The 18,826-nt window shown below is 46.3% G+C and carries 8 protein-coding genes and 1 pseudogene; 7 read left to right on the forward strand and 2 right to left on the reverse strand.

From position 1 onward, the window contains the following. Positions 1-2: 2 nt before the first annotated feature. From GWP43_RS00600 to GWP43_RS00630, 7 genes and pseudogenes are all read left to right on the forward strand, one after another. Complete coding sequence (locus GWP43_RS00600) at positions 3-1,610, forward strand: ABC transporter ATP-binding protein (protein WP_230977805.1); 1,608 nt, start codon at positions 3-5, stop codon at positions 1,608-1,610. Between the two features lie 234 nt (positions 1,611-1,844). Beyond that, complete coding sequence (locus GWP43_RS00605; protein WP_162662015.1) at positions 1,845-2,072, forward strand: NifU family protein; 228 nt, start codon at positions 1,845-1,847, stop codon at positions 2,070-2,072. A gap of 194 nt (positions 2,073-2,266) precedes the next feature. Then, on the forward strand, positions 2,267-6,916 hold the full coding sequence (locus GWP43_RS00610) for an Ig-like domain-containing protein (protein WP_230977819.1): 4,650 nt from the start codon (positions 2,267-2,269) through the stop codon (positions 6,914-6,916). 251 nt (positions 6,917-7,167) lie between these two features. Beyond that, positions 7,168-9,039 (forward strand): MFS transporter, encoded by a 1,872-nt coding sequence (locus GWP43_RS00615; protein WP_162662016.1) that lies wholly within the window; start codon positions 7,168-7,170, stop codon positions 9,037-9,039. A 96-nt stretch (positions 9,040-9,135) separates the two neighbouring features. Beyond that, a pseudogene (gene malQ / locus GWP43_RS00620) lies at positions 9,136-10,904 on the forward strand (4-alpha-glucanotransferase). A gap of 76 nt (positions 10,905-10,980) precedes the next feature. Then, positions 10,981-12,759 carry an ABC transporter ATP-binding protein gene (locus GWP43_RS00625; RefSeq protein WP_162662017.1) on the forward strand — a complete coding sequence of 593 codons (1,779 nt, stop codon included), beginning with the start codon at positions 10,981-10,983 and terminating at the stop codon, positions 12,757-12,759. Continuing rightward, a complete protein-coding gene (locus GWP43_RS00630; protein WP_162662018.1) occupies positions 12,752-14,695 on the forward strand; it encodes an ABC transporter ATP-binding protein in 1,944 nt (647 codons plus the stop codon). The genes GWP43_RS00625 and GWP43_RS00630 overlap by 8 nt, the downstream gene beginning before the upstream one ends. A 1,032-nt stretch (positions 14,696-15,727) precedes the next feature. Here the strand turns inward: GWP43_RS00630 and GWP43_RS00635 are convergent. Further along, positions 15,728-18,055, reverse strand: coding sequence for a heavy metal translocating P-type ATPase (locus GWP43_RS00635; RefSeq protein WP_162662019.1), 2,328 nt, complete (start codon positions 18,053-18,055; stop codon positions 15,728-15,730). A 165-nt stretch (positions 18,056-18,220) separates the two neighbouring features. Continuing rightward, a complete protein-coding gene (locus tag GWP43_RS00640; RefSeq protein ID WP_162662020.1) occupies positions 18,221-18,592 on the reverse strand; it encodes an ArsR/SmtB family transcription factor in 372 nt (123 codons plus the stop codon). Positions 18,593-18,826 lie beyond the last annotated feature (234 nt).

The raw sequence follows: 18,826 nt of genomic DNA on the forward strand, positions 1-18,826 counted from the left end.
CTATGTCTATGATTACGTTTTGTGATGTATCGTTTTGTTATGGGGAAGCGGAGCTTGCGGCAGGGAATCGGCAGGATGCTTGCATTGAGGGCATGTCCTTCGATATACGGGACGGGGAATGCGTTGTTTTGTGCGGAAGATCAGGGGCGGGAAAAAGTACCGTGTTGAGGCTGATCAACGGTTTAGCTCCGGCATTTTACGAGGGAACGCTGCATGGTTCGGTGCTGGTTGCCGGGAGAGAACCGGCGTCTATGCCGCCTGAGCAGCGAGTGCAAACATTCGGGGTTGTGTTTCAAGACCCGCGCAGTCAATTTTTTATGAACAGTGTGCAGGATGAAATTGCGTTTTCCGCAGAGAATATCGGACTGGAGCCGATGTACGTGAAAGAAAAGGTACGAGAAGCGGCTGCACTTCTTAACATAGAGCCGCTGTTATGCCGAACCGTTGATACACTGTCAGCAGGGCAAAAACAACGGGTAGCGATTGCTGCAGCGCTTATTTTATCGCCTCAAATCTTGATCTTAGACGAACCTGTTTCCAATTTGGATGCGGATGGTATCGAAATTCTTACCGGTCTTTTGGCGGAGATTAAAAAGCGGGGAACGACGATTATCATCAGTGAGCACCGGCTGCACACATTTTTAGGAATTGCAGATTCATTTTTGCATATCGAAAACGGCAGGGCTGCACACCGGTGGACAGCAGATGAGTTTTGCCGTCTGCAGGAAGGTGAGTTACGGCAGTTCGGCTTCCGGTATCCCGGTATGGCGAACTTATCTTTGCGAACAAATAACATTCATACAACGGAAGTGATAGGACAACCTGAAAGCGCCGCACTAAACGAAACACCGAAAAGAGCAGCAGTAGAAACGTCAACACCGGATCCGGTTGTAAAATTACCGGAAGCGGCAAAAATAGAGCCGGATACATCGCAAACTGCTTTATGTGTGTCGGATGTAACGTATTTATACCGAAATGTCCGATATGCGGAAGATAGCAGCGAAAAAGGCAGCAGTAAGGAAAGGGAATGCGGTATACGGAATATCAGCCTTGTTTTTCCACAGGGCAGCGTTACTGCACTGACCGGAAAAAACGGTGCCGGTAAAACAACCCTGTGCAAGGTACTGTGCGGACTGCTGCGGCAGCAGAGCGGATACATTACCCTGCACGGACAAGAACTTTCGTGTGCACAGCGGCGGCGTATGAGCTATTTTGTGATGCAGGATGCCGATTATCAGCTGTACTCAGACAGCGTGATCAATGAGCTGCTATTGGGGCAAAAGCCGTCTCAAAGCGTAAAGAACCGAGCAGAAGAAGCGCTTGAGCTATTCCGCTTGCAGGCGGTACGGAACCGGCATCCTGCATCGCTCTCCGGCGGAGAAAAACAGCGGGTGGTAATTGCCGCGGCGTATTGCTCGGAAGCACAGCTCTTTGTGTTCGATGAGCCGACCAGCGGCATGGACGGCGAAGGTCTTTTGAGTATGGCACAGTGGGTTGATGCGCTTGCACAGGCGGGGAAAACCGTTGTCATTATCACCCATGATGAGCTGCTAAGTGAACTCGCTTGTGATTATAGGATAAGGATGATGGCTGCCGTAGCTATTTCTTAACGCTCGCCCGCGCAGCTTTTACGATAGATTGCTTCTCATATTAACTATTAACCGCACTTATAGTATAAAAGCTGCTTAATCTGTAACTATTGCCGCTAGATACGGTTATAGCGTATTAGGACTCTTTTAACAATCGGATGTTTTAGAGATGTTTACTCTATAAAGATTTCTATTATATAATATGCTATAATTATAATGATAAGCGCATTCTGCGTGCGTAAAAAAGGAGGAAGTATGGTTACAGTCGATCAAATTCAAAAGGCTCTGGACGGTATTCGTCCTCATTTGCAGGCTGATGGGGGCGATGTGGAATTTGTCTCAATGTCTGATGATGGTGTCGTTTCCGTCCGATTGAAAGGGGCTTGCGGTTCTTGCCCAATGGCTTTGATGACGTTAAAGTCCGGCATCGAAGCTCAATTAAAAGAATCCTATCCCGATGTAAAAAAAGTTGTCTCCGTTTGATGTTCATGCCTCAACCGATTTGATATATTCAAGTTTTTGGGGTATTGTGCCGATACAATAAAAGGGTGTTTATGCAATAATGCCCTTAATCAAAATTAGTATAAAAGTTGTAGCCTACCGGTACTTTCTGTAGGTTTCCGGGGAAAGCTTCCGTATTAAGCGAGAGCTTATTTGTTTTATCTTAAGGAACTTTTATGAAAAAGCTACTGCTCTGTGTTTGTCTATTTCTCTCTCTGGTCTCATTTCTATCTGCGGGTGGTAAAGTTGAAACTCGTACTGTAGATAACCCTGAAAGCTGGGATGAAGCCTTTGATCTTACTGAGAAAAAACCGGGTAAATATAATGTACTTGTTACGGCTGAAGACTCGGCTGGTAATATCGGAGAGGCCGGTCCCTTTAATATATATATTGATCCCCGCTCCGATCAGCCTGTTGTGTCTATTACCAACCCCGTCAAGAATATGAATATTACGGGAACTTTTAGTGCCTCCGGTACCTGTTTTGATGATGATGGTATTGATTATATTGAAGTAGCGTTGGATGGCAATGAACCTGTTCGTGCAAAAGGCAAACAGTTTTGGACGCAGACTTTCAATACAGCTGATTTGCAAGAAGGCGTACACCGTATTACTGCATGGGGCACCGACATTAACGGGTTAAAGAGTGATGGGGTTTCGGTTGAGTTTAATTTGAACTTGCATACGCCCGAAACCTTTGTAACAAGTATGGATGACGGCGCCTTGATTTCAGGCAAGAAGGTGTTAGAAGGAATTGTGCGAGATGGAAACGGTGTAAGCAAGTTATTTTATTCGCTTGACGCCGGGCATACTTATACACCGCTTGCTCTTAAATATGATAAAAAAGCAGGCGTTTCTTCCTTTAAGCTTGACCTTGATACACGTAAAATGCCAGAGGGGCCGACCGTATGTTGGTTTAAGGCTGTGGATAAATTAGGGGCCGAGGGTATTTCTACGTTTTTATTCTTTATTGATAATACTCCCCCCGTGGTTGATTTCTTTTATCCTGCCCCCGCGGAAAGGGTTAGCAGTGTTTTTGGAATAGCAGGCTTTGCAAGCGATTCGGTAAACCTCAAGTCTTTATCGTGGCGAATGGGAAATCAGGCAGGAGATTTTGAACTGATTAAAGGAAATTCTTATTGGGTTAAAGAATTCGATGTGAGCAATTTTTCAAATAAAACCGAGACGGTCGAAATTACTGCCGAAGATGCAGCCGGCAACATTACGAAGGTAATGCGGACAATTACGATCGATAAATCGGTGGATATTCCACGCCTTACAATAGCGCAGCCTGCTGCTAATGCCGTTACCGGTAACAGTGTGTATCTTGCCGGTTCAATTGAAAGTGCCTCAGGGGTCTCTGAGATACGCTACAGGCTCGATCGGGAGGAAGAAATAACTGTGCCTGTCAGTATGGGTGCGTTTGGTGTTCCTGTTACCAATATTGCAGGAGGGGCGCATACGATTTCGGTTTATGCCGTTACCCCCCAAGGTGTAAGAGGTAATACCGAAACGGTATCTTTCTCGGTAATAGGTACGAAGCCTGTTATCGGACTTGAGGGAACCTCTGGTGTCGTACAGTCGGTAGTACCTGACAGCCGCACTCCTGTTACAATAAATGTTAGCGCTGGGGCAGGACTTGATTCAGTTTCATATACTGTTGCAGATAATGCTGAAATTCCGGTTTCCATAAGGAAAGGGGCTGCAAATACGCTTATCCGGATTCCGATTGATGCTTCATTTACCGGCAGGGTGGTGCCCGTTGCGGTACAGGCTTCTGATATATATGGTCGGGCGGTTGCTCAAACGATTTTAATAGATTCGCAGACGACTTCGGAAGGAGAAGCTTTTGTATGGGCGGAAGGAAATAAATCTTCTGATGGAACTTTTATTTTATCCGATAACAATACGTTAACAGCAGTGTATCGCCCTGCAGGAGGGGCGGAGATTGCTTCTGCCGAATTAGCTGGTTCTACAATACCCTGCGAACTATCGTTTTCAGGTCACATCATTGCTCTCGCAATTACTGAAGAAGGCTTGTATAAAAATGTACGGATTACTGTTACCGATACGGAAGGCCGTACCTTCACATCTTCAGGTATTAATATCCTCATGGATAAAACTGCTCCGGTAATTAAGCTGGCGCTTACCGAAGAACCGCGCTTTATAAAAGAATCGCTGGAATTAGCCGGCACAGTTTCCGATATTTCTGCATTACAGTCAATAACATACACGGTCGGCGATTCCGAGGCTCAACCGCTTTCTTCCGCTAAGTTTTCTCAGAAAATCGCTTTGGGAAATTATCCTGACGGGGTTATTGTCGTGGGTGTACATGCAGTCGATGTGCTTGGACAGAAAAGCTCTGCGTATCGGACATTCTATAAAAACTCACAGGGGCCGCAGGTGTCACTTATTCTCCCTCGTGAAGGAGATAAAGTTAACGGCTCTATTTTGATGGTTTTTAAACCGGATAACTATTCTGCGCTCGAAAAGGTCGAATATAAACCGGAAGGTTCTAATCGTCCATGGGAGCTGATAGAAATTTCCCCTCTTCCCCACAAGATTATCGGTACGGCGTCCGCACCGATTGGTAAGGGAATGATGTTCCGATTTACAGATAAGGCAGGGAATGTCTCAACATATAACGAGTATCCTTTTGAAATAGATACTGAATCGGATAAGCCGGTTATTGAAGTACACTTACCGGAAGAAGATGCTATTGTCGTAAAAGATTTTGTCCTTTCCGGTATTATACAGGATGATGACGGCGTTTCGAAAGTCTTTTATCAGATTGACAACGGTGCAATCAAATCTCTTGAAGTAAAGAATACCTTTACGGTTCCGCTTGCTTTAACCGATTTTACGGATAATGAACACACTATTTCGATTTATGCCGAAGATATTTACGGCGTTAAGAGCAATGTGTTTAAACGGAAAGTTCGGGTTTCTCTTGCACCTCCGTCAGTTGCGGTTCAGGCGCCGGCAAGTACATCCATAGTAAAAGATATTATTTCTATCAAAGGAACTGCAGCCGATAAAAACGGCATCAAGTCAATTGAGGTGTCGCTTGACAACGGGAATACCTATTCTAAAGCAGAAGGTGGTGAGAACTGGCACTACGATTTTAATACTGCTGTGATTGCCGATGGGACTCATGTAGTATTTATAAAAGCTATAGATCAGTACGGCGAAGAATCTCGAACCTCTACCTTGGTAAACATTGATAATACAGCGCCGGTTCTCAAGTTTGAATATCCAATTCCCGGTGGAAAATACGGTAATGACCTTTTTATTTCAGGGCAGGTATATGACGAAACCGCCTTAAAAGAAGTTGCTGTCCATATAAAAGGGTTACAAGGTCAGTCGGTACCGGCAAAGTTTTCAAATACGGTGCTAGAGCCGAAACTTATCGTCTCCAAGACTATCAATGTTGCAGATCTTCCTGAAGGATCTTATAACCTCGAAATTGTCGGTTCAGATGAGGCCGGAAATGTCACCAATATTGCCCGAAATTTTGTCATTGATCGTAGTAATGATAAAGGAAAGATCGAGCTCCTTGCTCCACTTATGGGAGAAACATTGGTAGGCGAGTTTAATATATATGGAAAGATATCCAGTACGATTTTCCCTGATTCCGCGACCTTATATATCGATGGTGCGGAACGTGGTACAGCCACTATTTCTCCGACCGGTTATTTCAATTTTAAAATAACGCCTGAAGGTATGACTGAAGGTCCACATAAAGTATCGGTTAAAGCGGAAATTGTGAAAAACAAGCCGGAAACTTCTGCCGTACATTCGATAGTTTATAAGGCTACAGGTCCATGGATTACGATTGATAATTTTGCGATGGGTGATTTTGCCGTCGAGCGGCCGTATTTGAAAGGCAGGGCGGGATACACTCTTTCCGAGGAAGAGGAGCTATTGCTCAAAGATAAATCTACGGCAGTCGGTATTCGCGAGGCAATTGCCGCAAAGAAATTAGTTGCTGTAGAGCTTAGCTTTAATAATGGTAGAACATTTATCTCTCTTGGTTCAAAAGCTAACTGGAGGTACCGGCTTGAAACCGGAGATATGGCAGAAGGTGAGCATTTCCTGCTCGTGCGTGCCCGGATGGCAAATAATGAAACTGCTGTTTGTCGTATGGTGGTAAGTATTGATAAGACTGCTCCTGTTGTTACGTTGCTTACTCCGGATGAAGGCGGGACCTATAACCAATCTTTGAGGTATGCAGGATTAGCAACCGATGATGTTTCCGTTACCAATGTTGCTTTGTCCTTACGGAAGGGCGATAAATACCTTTACGGCATACCCAAGGTCATACAAGGGTTGCATTTTGATGTTGGTTTCTGGGGTGCTACGTTGTGGAATGCAGGAGTTGGATTAAGTTTCTTCGGAAGCAATGTGAAATTACAACTTCATTATGGGCAGTTTTTGCCCTCGCAATGGAATTTATTCTATAAGGGTGAAAGCATGCGATATGGCGGACACGTCGTCAGTATGAAGATCCTAGCAAATGTATTCGAGCTACCTTTTGAATCTTTCGCGGGGCCTGATTGGTCGTGGTTATATATGACCGGTGCTTTAGGGGCAAATTTCTCGGTCTTTACAAAAACCCAAAAGGGAAAACCGCAAGTCCTTGCAGCTATGCTTGCACAGATAGAATTCCCTCGCGTTAAGCTGCCAAAGAAAAAGATAAAATATTTTAGAAGTTTCGCTGTGTATACGGAGGGGGCAACTTTGGTTTATCCCGACCGATGTCAGCGAAGGATCATCATCCAAGATAAAGGGTGTTCGTCCGCATATATCGGTCGGTCTTCGATTTGATGTATTCTAAAGAAAATAGGGATGTCTGGAAACTTGTCTGCTTTTTTAGGCATCCCCGCAAGTTTAAAATTAAGTCTTATGCAATAATGACTTAATTTTAAACATTGCATCTAAATCTAAGAAAACTGTCCGAAAACTGTTTTGCAGTCTGCCTTAACGGATATAATAAATCATCTCCTTGCAGAAAAAAGTCGATTGTAATATATGAGAGTCTATTGTATGATAAGACCATGAAAATAAAAGAAAGACAAATGACATGGCGTACATACCTTGCCTATGGCGGCGGGGATTTGTATGGCGGCGGTTGTTTTTTTATTGTTACGACATTTTCAATGTATTATTTGGTAAACGTCATCGGGGTGCATCCCGCATTGGCTGGCTTAATTCCGGCAATCGGTAAGGTATGGGATGCGGTTTCCGACCCGATGATGGGGTATATTTCCGATAACACCCCGCGGACGAGGTTTGGCAAACGGCGCGTATGGTTTTTAGTTTCTATTCTTCCCATAGCCTTATCATTTATCCTTATTTGGTTTCCGATTACCATTGAAGGGCAAACAGGCAAGTTTATCTTTTATACCGTTGCTTATATCATCTTTTTTACGGTTTCAACCGTGTCTTATATTCCGTATGCAGCGCTCAGCGCCGAAATAACAAAAGATTTTTCTGAGCGGAATAAGCTGAACAGCACTCGACTGATGTTTTCGTTTGTTGCAACGTTGCTTGTCGGGGTGCTGGCGCAGCCTATTATTGACCATTTTAACGGAAGTGCTCAGGGGTATTTTATCATGGGATGCGTATTTGCACTCATTTTTGCACTCCCATGGATACCGCTTTATTTTGAAACATGGGAACTTCCTCAGAATGAATCCGCAGAAAAATCAACTCAATCGTTTATAAAAAATTTCTTATCGCTATTTCAAAATAGGTCATGTAGAATTCATATTGCGATGTACGTGTGTTCTTTCGGTGCGCTTGATATTTTTATGTCATTTGTACTTTTTTATATTGTCGACTATTTAAATAAGGGAAATATTTTTGTTATTGCCCAGGGGAGTCTTTTAATTGCTATGATGGTGATGTTGCCGGTGCATAGCTATTTTATCAACCGGAAAGGGCATAAGCCTGTTTACATTACAGCGCTTACCGTATTCATCCTCGCTATTTTATTGATGGGGCTTCATACTCCCACATCCAGCGGCGTGTGGCTAATATTGAACATGGTACTGATGGGAATAGGCATAGCAGCGAATAATTTAATTCCTCATCAACTGTTGCCGTTTATTTCCGATATAGACCGTGTGATGAGCGGTAAACAGCGTACGGGTACATATTCAGCGGCGATGACGCTTGCGCGGAAGCTGTTTTTAGGTTTGATTATCATGCCGACAATCGGTGTCGGGTTGAGCAAAATCGGATATAAAAATCCGGTGCCTTCAATTTTGACGCAGAGCCAATTTGCGGAAGCGGAAGCACTTTGCAAAAGTACGGCGACATCGTTTTCGAAAATAGAAAAATATTATGCTCTATATGAAGATGGCAATTTGCATTTGAAGTACGCCGGCAAAGATACGGACGGCATAATAAAAAGTATCTATAAGAAACACAAAGCCGTCGCGAGTACTGAAGTGATTTCTTTTTTTGAAAACACTGATTCTTTTACAGAGATTCCGACAAGTATATTTGATGATTTTATCCTACCGTCTTTCCATACTGCAGACTTTGCACAGGTCGATAATAAATTTCTTGTAGCGTCTTCGTACGAGAAAGAAGGTACCATGTATAAAAAAATAATTCCCATTGGTTTTTATACAAAACCCGATTTATATGATTTGAAAGTGTTATTGGATGCGATCGATTTTAAGTATTCGGGTATTGGTCAGGCGCAAAAGCCGCAGCAAAAACAGGAAACGCTCAATAAAATCAGATTGATGTTTATCGTGTTGCCTGTCTGTATGCTACTGCTTGGCATTTTGTTTGCTTCACAATTTAAAGTTACACCGGAGAATCATCAAATCATTTTAAACGAAATCAAACGCCTTGAAGCTGGCGGTAGCAAACAAGATGCCGATGAAAAGACAAAAGCTGTATGTGAGTTATTAATCGGGAAAAAGTATTGCTGAATGTCCGAATTTTCAAAATGAATATTCCGACATTCCTCAAACATGGAGTTATCAAAAGTGCTTCTATTTAGCTGCAATCTAGCAACAGGAGATACTATGCTTTCAAAACTTTTAAACCGTTCTGCAGGAATACTGCTCCATCCGACTTCCCTTCCGAGTAATGAAGGGATTGGCACACTAGGCAAAACCGCCTATAACTTTATCGATTGGCTTCACTCTGCGCACATACGACTATGGCAGGTACTACCGCTCAGTCCGACCGGTTACGGGGATTCTCCTTATGCGGCATTTTCGAGCTTTGCCGGGAACCCGCTGTTGATCGACTTGGAAACACTTTCGGAGCAAGGATATTTGACTGCCGATGATATCAAGCTGCCGGAGTACCTTTCTACAGATGGTAATATCGACTTCGGTTCGGTAGTCTATTGGAAAATACCGCTCTTAAAAAAAGCCGCATCAGCATTTCTTAACAGGATTAAAGACGGTAGTACCGCCGACACAGAATTGAAGGACGCATTCCGGCGTTTTCAAAAGGCGAATAAACATCTTGATGACTATGCGCTTTTCATGTCGATTAAAGAAGTATACGATGCGCAGGCAGTTCAAGAAGGTGTATCCGGAAAACTGTGGAACAACTATTGGCCGAAAGCCCTTGCCTGCCGCGACATGGAGACATTAAAACGTTGGGCGCAGGAACATCGGCATGAGATTGACCGATATAAGGTCATTCAATTTTTCTTTTTTGAGCAGTGGACGCGGCTTCGGCACTATGCAAACGAAAAAGGTATTTCGATTATCGGGGATATCCCGATTTTCGTAGCACCGGATTCTTCGGACGTATGGGCGAATCAAAAACTTTTCCAGCTGGATGAAAACGGCGTACCGACAGCGGTTGCCGGAGTACCGCCCGACTATTTTAGCGCAACGGGGCAGCTGTGGGGAAACCCGCTCTATAATTGGGAGGCGATGAAGGCCGATAAATACCGCTGGTGGATTGACCGCATTGACGCATGTTTGGAACTCGTCGATTATATTCGTATCGATCACTTCCGTGGTTTTGAAGCGTATTGGGCGGTACCCTTCGGCGCTCCGACTGCGGAAAAAAGGCGAATGGCTGCCCGGCCCCGATCATCATTTTTTTGAAGCGGTACAGCGCGCCCTACTCAAAAAGAACAGTGAATATGCCAAAGGTTTGCCGATTATTGCCGAAGACCTTGGGGTTATTACCCCCGCAGGTGGAGCGTCTCCGCGACGACTTCCATTTGCCGGGAATGAAAATCTTACAGTTTGCTTTTAGCGCCGCAGAGGTACGGGAAGTTGGCTTTACCGATGCCTTTTTACCGCACCGGTATACGCAAAACGCTGTCGTGTACACCGGTACTCATGACAACACTACATTGCGAGCATGGCTTGATACGCTTTCGCGGGATGATTTTGAAGTACTGCTGTTCTACCTCTATGGTGAAAGACCTGCCGTAGAATTGCTCGACGAGCTGTTTTCGGCGGAGCATACTGAAGCACGGAATAGTACGTCCGAACCGGCAGAGCATACCGCAGTACGGCACGGCACAGCCGATGCGGCGTCTCCTGCAGCAGATGATGGGACGGCTTTGCAAGCCGCTGCTTTTAAAGACGATCTCTGCGCCGAACTGATTAAGCAAGCGTTTTTCTCGGTAGCGGTTTTTGCCGTTATTCCGTTCCAAGACCTGTATGCGCTGGGAGCGGAAGCGCGCATGAACGAACCTTCTACCCTTGGAAAAAACTGGACATGGCGCATGCCGCGCGGTTTGCTTACCCCGGAATGTGCCGAATGGCTGAGCGATTTAGTTATCGCATCCGGGCGGTGCGGGATAAAATGGATATAGTAGAACAAAAAGGCAAAAATACATAGAACCCTTAAAATGTGTACTAATTTTTTAGACTGTGCTACGATAAGTCATCATGCTGAAGACTTTATCAAAAAGCCTGCGGGAATATAAACGGACATCTGTTATCGCAGTGCTGCTGACAATTACGGAGGTGGTGTTTGAAATTATCATCCCTTCCTGTATGGCGTATCTCATTGATTTTGGAATTGAAGCTGGTGCAATGCAAACGGTGTTCAAGTACGGGGCGGCGCTTTTGGTCTTTGCGCTTATTCAATTACTGACGGGGGTGTTTTCGTCGGTTACCGCAGCAAAGGCGTCAGCAGGTTTTGCGGCAAATCTGCGGCAGGATATGTACGACAACGTGCAGACTTTTTCTTTTTCCAACATCGACAAATTTTCACCGTCTTCCATTATAACGCGGCTTACCACCGATGTAACAAACGTGCTTAACTCCTATCAGATGCTGGTAAAACTTGCTGTGCGCGCACCCGGAATGATGATCTTTGCGATGATTGCATCGTTTAGAATCAGTACGAACATTTCTCTCATATTTCTCGGTATGATTCCGCTGCTGGGACTCGGTATCTTTCTTATTATCCGGAAGGTGCATCCGATATTTAGAACTGTTTTTAAAACCTACGATAAGCTCAACAATGTGGTGCAGGAAAACATACGCGGTGTCCGGGCGGTAAAATCCTTTAACCGGCAGCAGTACGAAATTACCAAGTTTGAAAACATTTCCGAATCGATTTACAAGGGCTTTTCAAAAGGGGAGCGGTACATTACGCTGATGATGCCGATGGCGCAGCTGTGTATTTATACCTGTATGATTTTGATTTCGTGGTTCGGTGCAAAGGAGATTGTTGCGAGCGGAAACAATGCTGCACAGGGGCTCACCACCGGATCGCTGATGGCGCTGTTTTCGTATGCCGCTCAAATTATGATGAGCTTGATGATGTTTTCGATGGTTTTTGTGATGATCACCATTTCCCGTTCTTCCGCAGACCGCATTGCAGAAATTTTAAATGAGCAGCCGGACATCACCAATCCTAAGCATCCCGTGATGGAGGTAAAAAACGGAGAGATATGCTTTACCAATGCCGATTTTATGTATACTGCGGATGCCGATAAAAAAGTAATCGACAATGCGAACCTTGTTATCCGGTCTGGAGAAACGGTGGGGATTATCGGCGGCACGGGTTCTTCCAAAACCTCCTTTGTACAGCTCATTCCCCGCTTGTACGATGTTACCTCCGGTTCGGTGAGCGTGGGCGGTGTGAACGTAAAAGACTACGATGTAAAAACGCTGCGGGATGCGGTAGCAATGGTCTTGCAGAAAAATGAGTTGTTCGCCGGTACGGTAAAGAGTAATTTGCAGTGGGGGAATGAACACGCAAGTGATGAGGAAATTGCGGAAGCGTGCCGCCTCGCCTGCGCTGCCGAATTTGTCGAAGCAATGCCGGATGGGTATAACTCCCGTATCGAGCAGGGAGGCGCCAATGTTTCCGGCGGACAAAAACAGCGGCTCTGTATTGCGCGGGCGCTGCTCAAAAAACCTAAAATTTTAATCCTGGATGATTCAACCAGTGCGGTAGACACCAAAACGGATGCGCTGATTCAAAAATCATTTAAAGACTTCTTACCCGACACAACAAAGATCATTATTGCGCAGCGGATTTCTTCCGTACAACATGCGGATAAAATTCTCGTATTCGACAACGGGGCAATTACTGCGGTCGGTACGCATGATGAATTGCTGCATACAAGCGCCATCTATAAAGAAGTCTTTGAAACCCAACAAAAAGGAACTGATGGTATCGCTCCAACGAGAATCGGAGGTTCCGATGTCTAATATGAAACCTGCTCACGGTGCAAAACCGGCAACAAACCCAACCGCAAAACCGGAAATGAAGCTTTCCATGCCGACCGTCAAACGGCTTCTTTCCTATCAGAAACAGTACAGGGGCATCCTTGCGGTTGTGACGGTCTGTATTTTATTAAGCGCAGGCGCAACCGCCGCCGCCTCTCTCTTCCTGCAGGTATTGATTGATCAGTATATTATGCCGCTGCTTGCACAAAGCACTCCGGTGTTTACCGGACTGTCGCGTGTACTGCTTTTGATGGCGGCGGTTTACGGCACCGGTGTCCTCTGTTCATGGATTTACAGCCGTTTGATGATCAATGTGGCGCAGCGGACACTCAAGCGAATCCGTGATGAGATGTTCGCAAAGATGCAGCGCCTGCCGATCCGGTATTTCGACACGCACACGCACGGTGATATTATGAGTCGCTACACCAACGACACCGACACACTCCGGCAGATGATTACACAGTCAATGCCGCAGTTTGTTTCTTCCGTGTGTACGATTATCGCCGTGTTCTGTGCGATGCTGTATCAGAGTGTGTACCTGACGGTCATCGTTGTCGCTTCCATCTTTTCTATTTTGAAAGTGATTAAGTTTGTCGCAAAAAAGAGCGGCTTCTATTTTGTCCGGCAGCAAGACACGCTCGGACAGCTCAACGGCTATGTTGAAGAGATGATAAACGGACAGAAAGTGATTAAAGTGTTCTGCCGGGAAGAAGCGGTAAAAGCTGAGTTTAAAGAAAAGAACGCCGCATGGCAGGAAAGCGCCGCAAAAGCAAATGCGTATGCAAATATCATCATGCCCTTTATGAATGCGCTGGGATATTTTCAGTATGTGATTGTCGCGCTTGTCGGTGCGTGGTTTGCCATTGCAAAAATTCCCAATCCGACTATCGCCGGTATCAACACGCTAACGCTCGGCACCATCGCTTCATTTTTAACGCTGTCGCGGAGCTTTACCAATCCCATTTCTCAGCTATCCAATCAGCTCAATTCGGTGATCAATGCGGTTGCAGGAGCCTCGCGGATTTTTGCGCTGATGGACGAAGCGCCGGAGGAAGATGCCGGTACCGTTACGCTTGTCAACGCACGGGAAGAAGCAGGTACCTTGTCCGAAGCGGCGGAACACACGGGTGTATGGGCGTGGAAGGAAATACGTGAAGACGGCACGGTTTCTTTAACCCGACTGACCGGCAAGGTGATTTTTGAACATGTCGATTTCGGTTATAGCCTTGAGAAAAACGTGCTGAAGGACATAAATCTTTTTGCGGAGCGCGGACAAAAGGTTGCATTTGTCGGCGCGACAGGTGCGGGTAAAACAACGATTACCAATTTGATCAACCGCTTCTACGATATTAACAGCGGGACTATTACCTACGACGGCATACCGATTACCCGCATTAAGAAAGAAGCCCTGCGGCGTTCGCTCGGTATCGTATTGCAAGAGGTGAATTTATTTACCGGCACTATTATGGAAAACATTCGCTTCGGTAACTTGGATGCCACCGACGAACAGTGTATCGCAGCGGCAAAACTTGCCAATGCGCACAACTTTATTATGATGCTGCCCCACGGATATGACACGGTTATTGAAGGCAACAAAAACTCCCTTTCGCAAGGGCAGCGGCAGCTCTTATCCATCGCCCGCGCCGCAGTCTCCGACCCGCCCGTTATGATATTGGATGAAGCAACCTCTTCAATCGACACAAGAACCGAAGCGCTTATTCAGAAAGGTATGGATAGGCTGATGGAAGGCAGAACCGTTTTCGTCATCGCCCACCGCCTTTCCACCATCATGAACTCCGATGTTATCATGGTCTTGGATCACGGCGAAATTATCGAACGTGGCACACACGAAAGCCTTATTGCTAAAAAGGGTATGTATTATCAACTTTATACGGGAGCCTTAGACTTTGACAAATAGGCGGGCATCTGCGTTGTCGCTTAACAAAAAACACTCCTCGACGTACAACAAGTACGACTGCGGGTGTTTTTTGTACGCTCCTAGCATCTGCTCCACCTATTTGTCAAAGCGCTGGTTAGGGCCGGGGTATCTCCTTCATCGCTTCTGTTTAAATCAGTGGCATCCTTGCCGCTGCTGAAAATCCTCAACGTATCAGTACCGCCACGGCTGGCGGTGTTTCTAAACAGCAGCAAGTTTTTCACTAGAAAAACTTGTCGTTGAAAAGCGTACACGGAAGTACGCTTTTCAACAGGCCTGCGGTTAATTTATGCTCGCGCCTATTTGTCAAAGCGTTGGCTATACAAAACCGCCATGGACGGCGGTGGTTCCAAGCAGTAGCGAGATTTAGGCTATGCATAAATCTCGACGTTGAACAGTGTACACGGACGTACACTGTTCAACAGGCTATTTGTCAAAGCGCTGGTTAAGGGCGGGCATCTCCTTCATCGCTTCTGTTTAAATCAGTGGCATCCGTGCCGCTTCTGAAAATCCTCGACGTATCTCAGAAGCGACACGGATGTCGCTGGTTCCATACAGTAACAAGTTTGCAATGCAAACTTGCAGCCCAAAAATGGGCAAGGATGTCCATTTTTGGGCGAGGATGTCCGTGGTTCTAATCAGCAGCGTGTTTGCGCTGCAAACACGTAGGTAGCAAATGTACAGGGATGTACATTTGCTACCGTGCCTGCGGGTGTTGTTTATTCAGCGCCTTGTATCCGGCACCACTATTTTCAAAAGGCTTACGGCAAGAGGTATTCAGTACCGCCACGGATGGCGGTGGTTCTAAGCAGTAGCGATGTTTTTGTGTAGCAAAAACTCGCGTTCAAAAATTGACAAGGAGGTCAATTTTTGAACTTGCCATGGAGGGCGGTGGTTCCACGCGGTAGCGAGATTTGGGCTATGCACAAATCTCGTCGTTGAACAGTGTACACGGACGTACACTGTTCAACAGGCTATTTGTCAAAGCACTGGTTAGGGGCAAACCGTAACAACCTACCGTCGTGCGCGCAACGAATTGCATACGGCAAGGAGTGCGACGCCGACATCGGCGAACACCGCTGCCCATAAACCGATAATACCCAAGGCGCCGCCTGCCAAAAAGGCGATTTTAACAACAAATGACATAACGATATTTTGTTTGACGATTTGCCGTGTAAAGCGTGCCGACTTGATTGCCTGCGGAATAAGCTGCGGGTTATCGGTCATAAGAACGACGTCGGCGGCTTCGATTGCGGCGTCGCTGCCGATTCCGCCCATCGCGATACCCACATCCGCGCGGGCAAGGGCGGGCGCATCGTTAATTCCGTCCCCGACAAACACGCAGACGGCGCGGGCATTGCCTTTCTTCCGCTCGTCGCTGATTGCTTCAAAGCGGGCGACCTTTTCATGCGGCAAAAGCTCGCTGCTGCAGCGGTCAAGCTGCAATTCGGCGGCTATTTTTTCGCCCGTGCGTTTCGTATCGCCGGTCAGCATCTCAAGATATCCGACGCCGGCACCGCGCAGTTCCCGTATTGCCTGTGCGGATTGCGGTTTAATGCTGTCACTGCAAATAATACAGCCGGCATAACGCCCGCCGTAGGAAAGGAATACCTTTGTTCCTTCGATTTGGGCGATGGAAGCAGGCTGTTTTTCCGCATCACCGAAGATGAACAGCGCGGAACCGGCCGCAAGTTCCTGTCCGTTTCGCAGCATTTTAACACCGGAACCGGCTTTTTCCGTGTATTGCCGGAGTTCGGCAGCTTCTTTTTCAAACACGGCTGTTTTTTCTTTGCCGAGCCGCCCTTGAATAGCGCCTTTTATCGCAACGGCAATCGGATGGCCGGAATGATACTCGGCGATATAGGCAAGCTCAAGCAATTCCTCCGTGCTGAATTGTTCGGCAGGAAGAATATGCTGTACCGTTAAAACACCGGCCGTCAGTGTGCCGGTTTTGTCGAATACAACGCTGTCCGTTTTGGCAAGCGAGTCGATAAAATCTGCGCCTTTTATCAATATACCCTTTTTTGCCGCGCCGCCGAGTCCGCCAAAGTAGCCGAGCGGAACGGAGATAACAAAGGCGCATGGGCAAGAGATGACGAGGAATACCAATCCGCGTGAAATCCACGGAACAAAGGCGCTCCACGAAAGCGGGCTGCTATATACAGCCGAAAGTACAAGCGGCGGAAGGAGCGCCAGCACGACTGCACCGATCGTTACAATCGGCGTGTATACCCGCGCAAAGCTCGAAATAAGCCGCTCCGTTTTTGCCTTGCGGTCTTGCGCATGTTCCACCAACTGCAGCATTTTGGCCGCAGCGGTATTTTCCGCCGCTACGGTGGTTTTAATCACCGCAAGCCCGTCCGTATTGACGAATCCTGCCAGTACCGTACCGCCTTCTTCAATAAAACGCGGAACACTCTCTCCCGTCATCGATGAGGTGTCAAAAGAACACGCTCCTTCGACCAGTATCCCGTCAAGCGGAACCTTTTCTCCCGGTTTTACAAGGATCAGCGTACCGATAGGAACATCTTCCGGAGCTACAATGTCAGGATCATCCCCTTCATGATGATGCCCGCAGCAGCACTCTTCGGCATGATTATGCGTATGTTCGTGATGATGTCCTTCGCCGTGCTCATGTTCGCGCTCGCATTCTTCATGTTCATGATGATGTTCATGGCCATGCTCGTGTCCGCATTCGCAGTTTTCCGAATGACTATGGTGATGTTCACCGTGTTCGTGCCCGCATTCGCACATCTCGGCGTGAATGTGCTCATGACTGTGATGGTGATCATCATCTTCATGTTCATGACCGCAACAACTATGTGCATCGCTGTGTCCCGATTCGGAGTCGGCAGGATTACGGTAGAGCCGGACAAATTCGGGACGCAAATCCATCAAGTTGGTAATGGAACGGCGGGACTGTTGAACGGCGGCCGCTTGCAGCAGCTCACCCAAGTTGTAAAACAGCATAACGGCGGCGCCTTCCGACCACTCTCCGAGTATGAATGCACCGAGTGTCGCAAAGGTCATCAAAAAGTTTTCGTCAAAAATACTTCCTTTACCGATGGTCTTTAGCAAGGTTTGAATAACTTCCAGTCCCGCAGCAAGCCACGAACCGACAAAAAGCAGTGATGAAAGTGCAATGGAGTAAGAAGCGCCGCTGAACTGAACGGTCATTTTGAAAGGTTCGGAAGCAATTTTCAATACAATCCCGGCGATAAAAAACACCGCCGCTACACTAAATCGGATAATATCGTGTTTATCCCACAAACTGTCATGATGATGTTCATCATGATTATGTGTTTCGTGTATATGATTACATGCCATACAACTACAAGCCATCTTACCTCCTATAAAAACTTTTGCAGGATGTTTAAACATCCGAAAAGGTTTTTAGTCGTGCGCGTTACGCGCACATGTAAATAATCAAGTTTGCAGCGCAAACTTGAGACAAAAAGCGCTGGCGATATTTTAGACAGCGTTTTTTGTCATCTCTCCTCCTTCGGCTCAGCGGCCTTCCAGAATATGCTCCATGCCGACGCTGTATAAGATGCCGACATGATTGTCCTCTATAGAATAGTAGATTTGTTTTCCCACCCGCCGCGAACGCACTATTTTTGCTTGTCTGAGGATACGCAGTTGATGAGAAATTGCCGAAGCGGATATTTCAAGTACCTCCGCAATGTCGGCAACGCACAGCTCACCCGCCATTAACGCGGATACAATCTTGATACGGGTCGAATCACCGAAATTCTTAAAAAAATCACTCAATGCGGTCATCGTGTCCTCGTTGGGGATCTTTGAGCGTGCATGAGCTACGGCATCGGGGTTAAAATACTCTGCCGCTTCGTCACTCATCGGTTCTTCTTGGTTTTCCATTGTGCGGCCTCCTTACGTCAAGGGCAAACGTTGTAGGCATTTTTTGCCCTGTTCAGTTCGTTTAAATCACTCTGCTTATTCAAATGAGCAAGACAGGTGTTATATTAAACAAATATATGAACAGATGTTCAATTGTCAGTTTGATTATATGTGTAGGTGAGGATGCTGTCAAGATCCTATCTTTTGAAAATATGTGGGTATCTCTATTTTCAAAAGATAGGAAAATATTTAAAA

Origin of the sequence: Treponema vincentii (assembly GCF_010365865.1) — a bacterium.
Taxonomy (GTDB): domain Bacteria; phylum Spirochaetota; class Spirochaetia; order Treponematales; family Treponemataceae; genus Treponema.

Coding starts and splice junctions, on each gene's coding strand:
- GWP43_RS00600 (WP_230977805.1), top strand. CDS start 3: ATGTCTATGATTACGTTTTGTGATGTATCGTTTTGTTATGGGGAAGCG.
- GWP43_RS00605 (WP_162662015.1), top strand. CDS start 1,845: ATGGTTACAGTCGATCAAATTCAAAAGGCTCTGGACGGTATTCGTCCT.
- GWP43_RS00610 (WP_230977819.1), top strand. CDS start 2,267: ATGAAAAAGCTACTGCTCTGTGTTTGTCTATTTCTCTCTCTGGTCTCA.
- GWP43_RS00615 (WP_162662016.1), top strand. CDS start 7,168: ATGACATGGCGTACATACCTTGCCTATGGCGGCGGGGATTTGTATGGC.
- GWP43_RS00625 (WP_162662017.1), top strand. CDS start 10,981: ATGCTGAAGACTTTATCAAAAAGCCTGCGGGAATATAAACGGACATCT.
- GWP43_RS00630 (WP_162662018.1), top strand. CDS start 12,752: ATGTCTAATATGAAACCTGCTCACGGTGCAAAACCGGCAACAAACCCA.
- GWP43_RS00635 (WP_162662019.1), bottom strand. CDS start 18,055: ATGGCTTGTAGTTGTATGGCATGTAATCATATACACGAAACACATAAT.
- GWP43_RS00640 (WP_162662020.1), bottom strand. CDS start 18,592: ATGGAAAACCAAGAAGAACCGATGAGTGACGAAGCGGCAGAGTATTTT.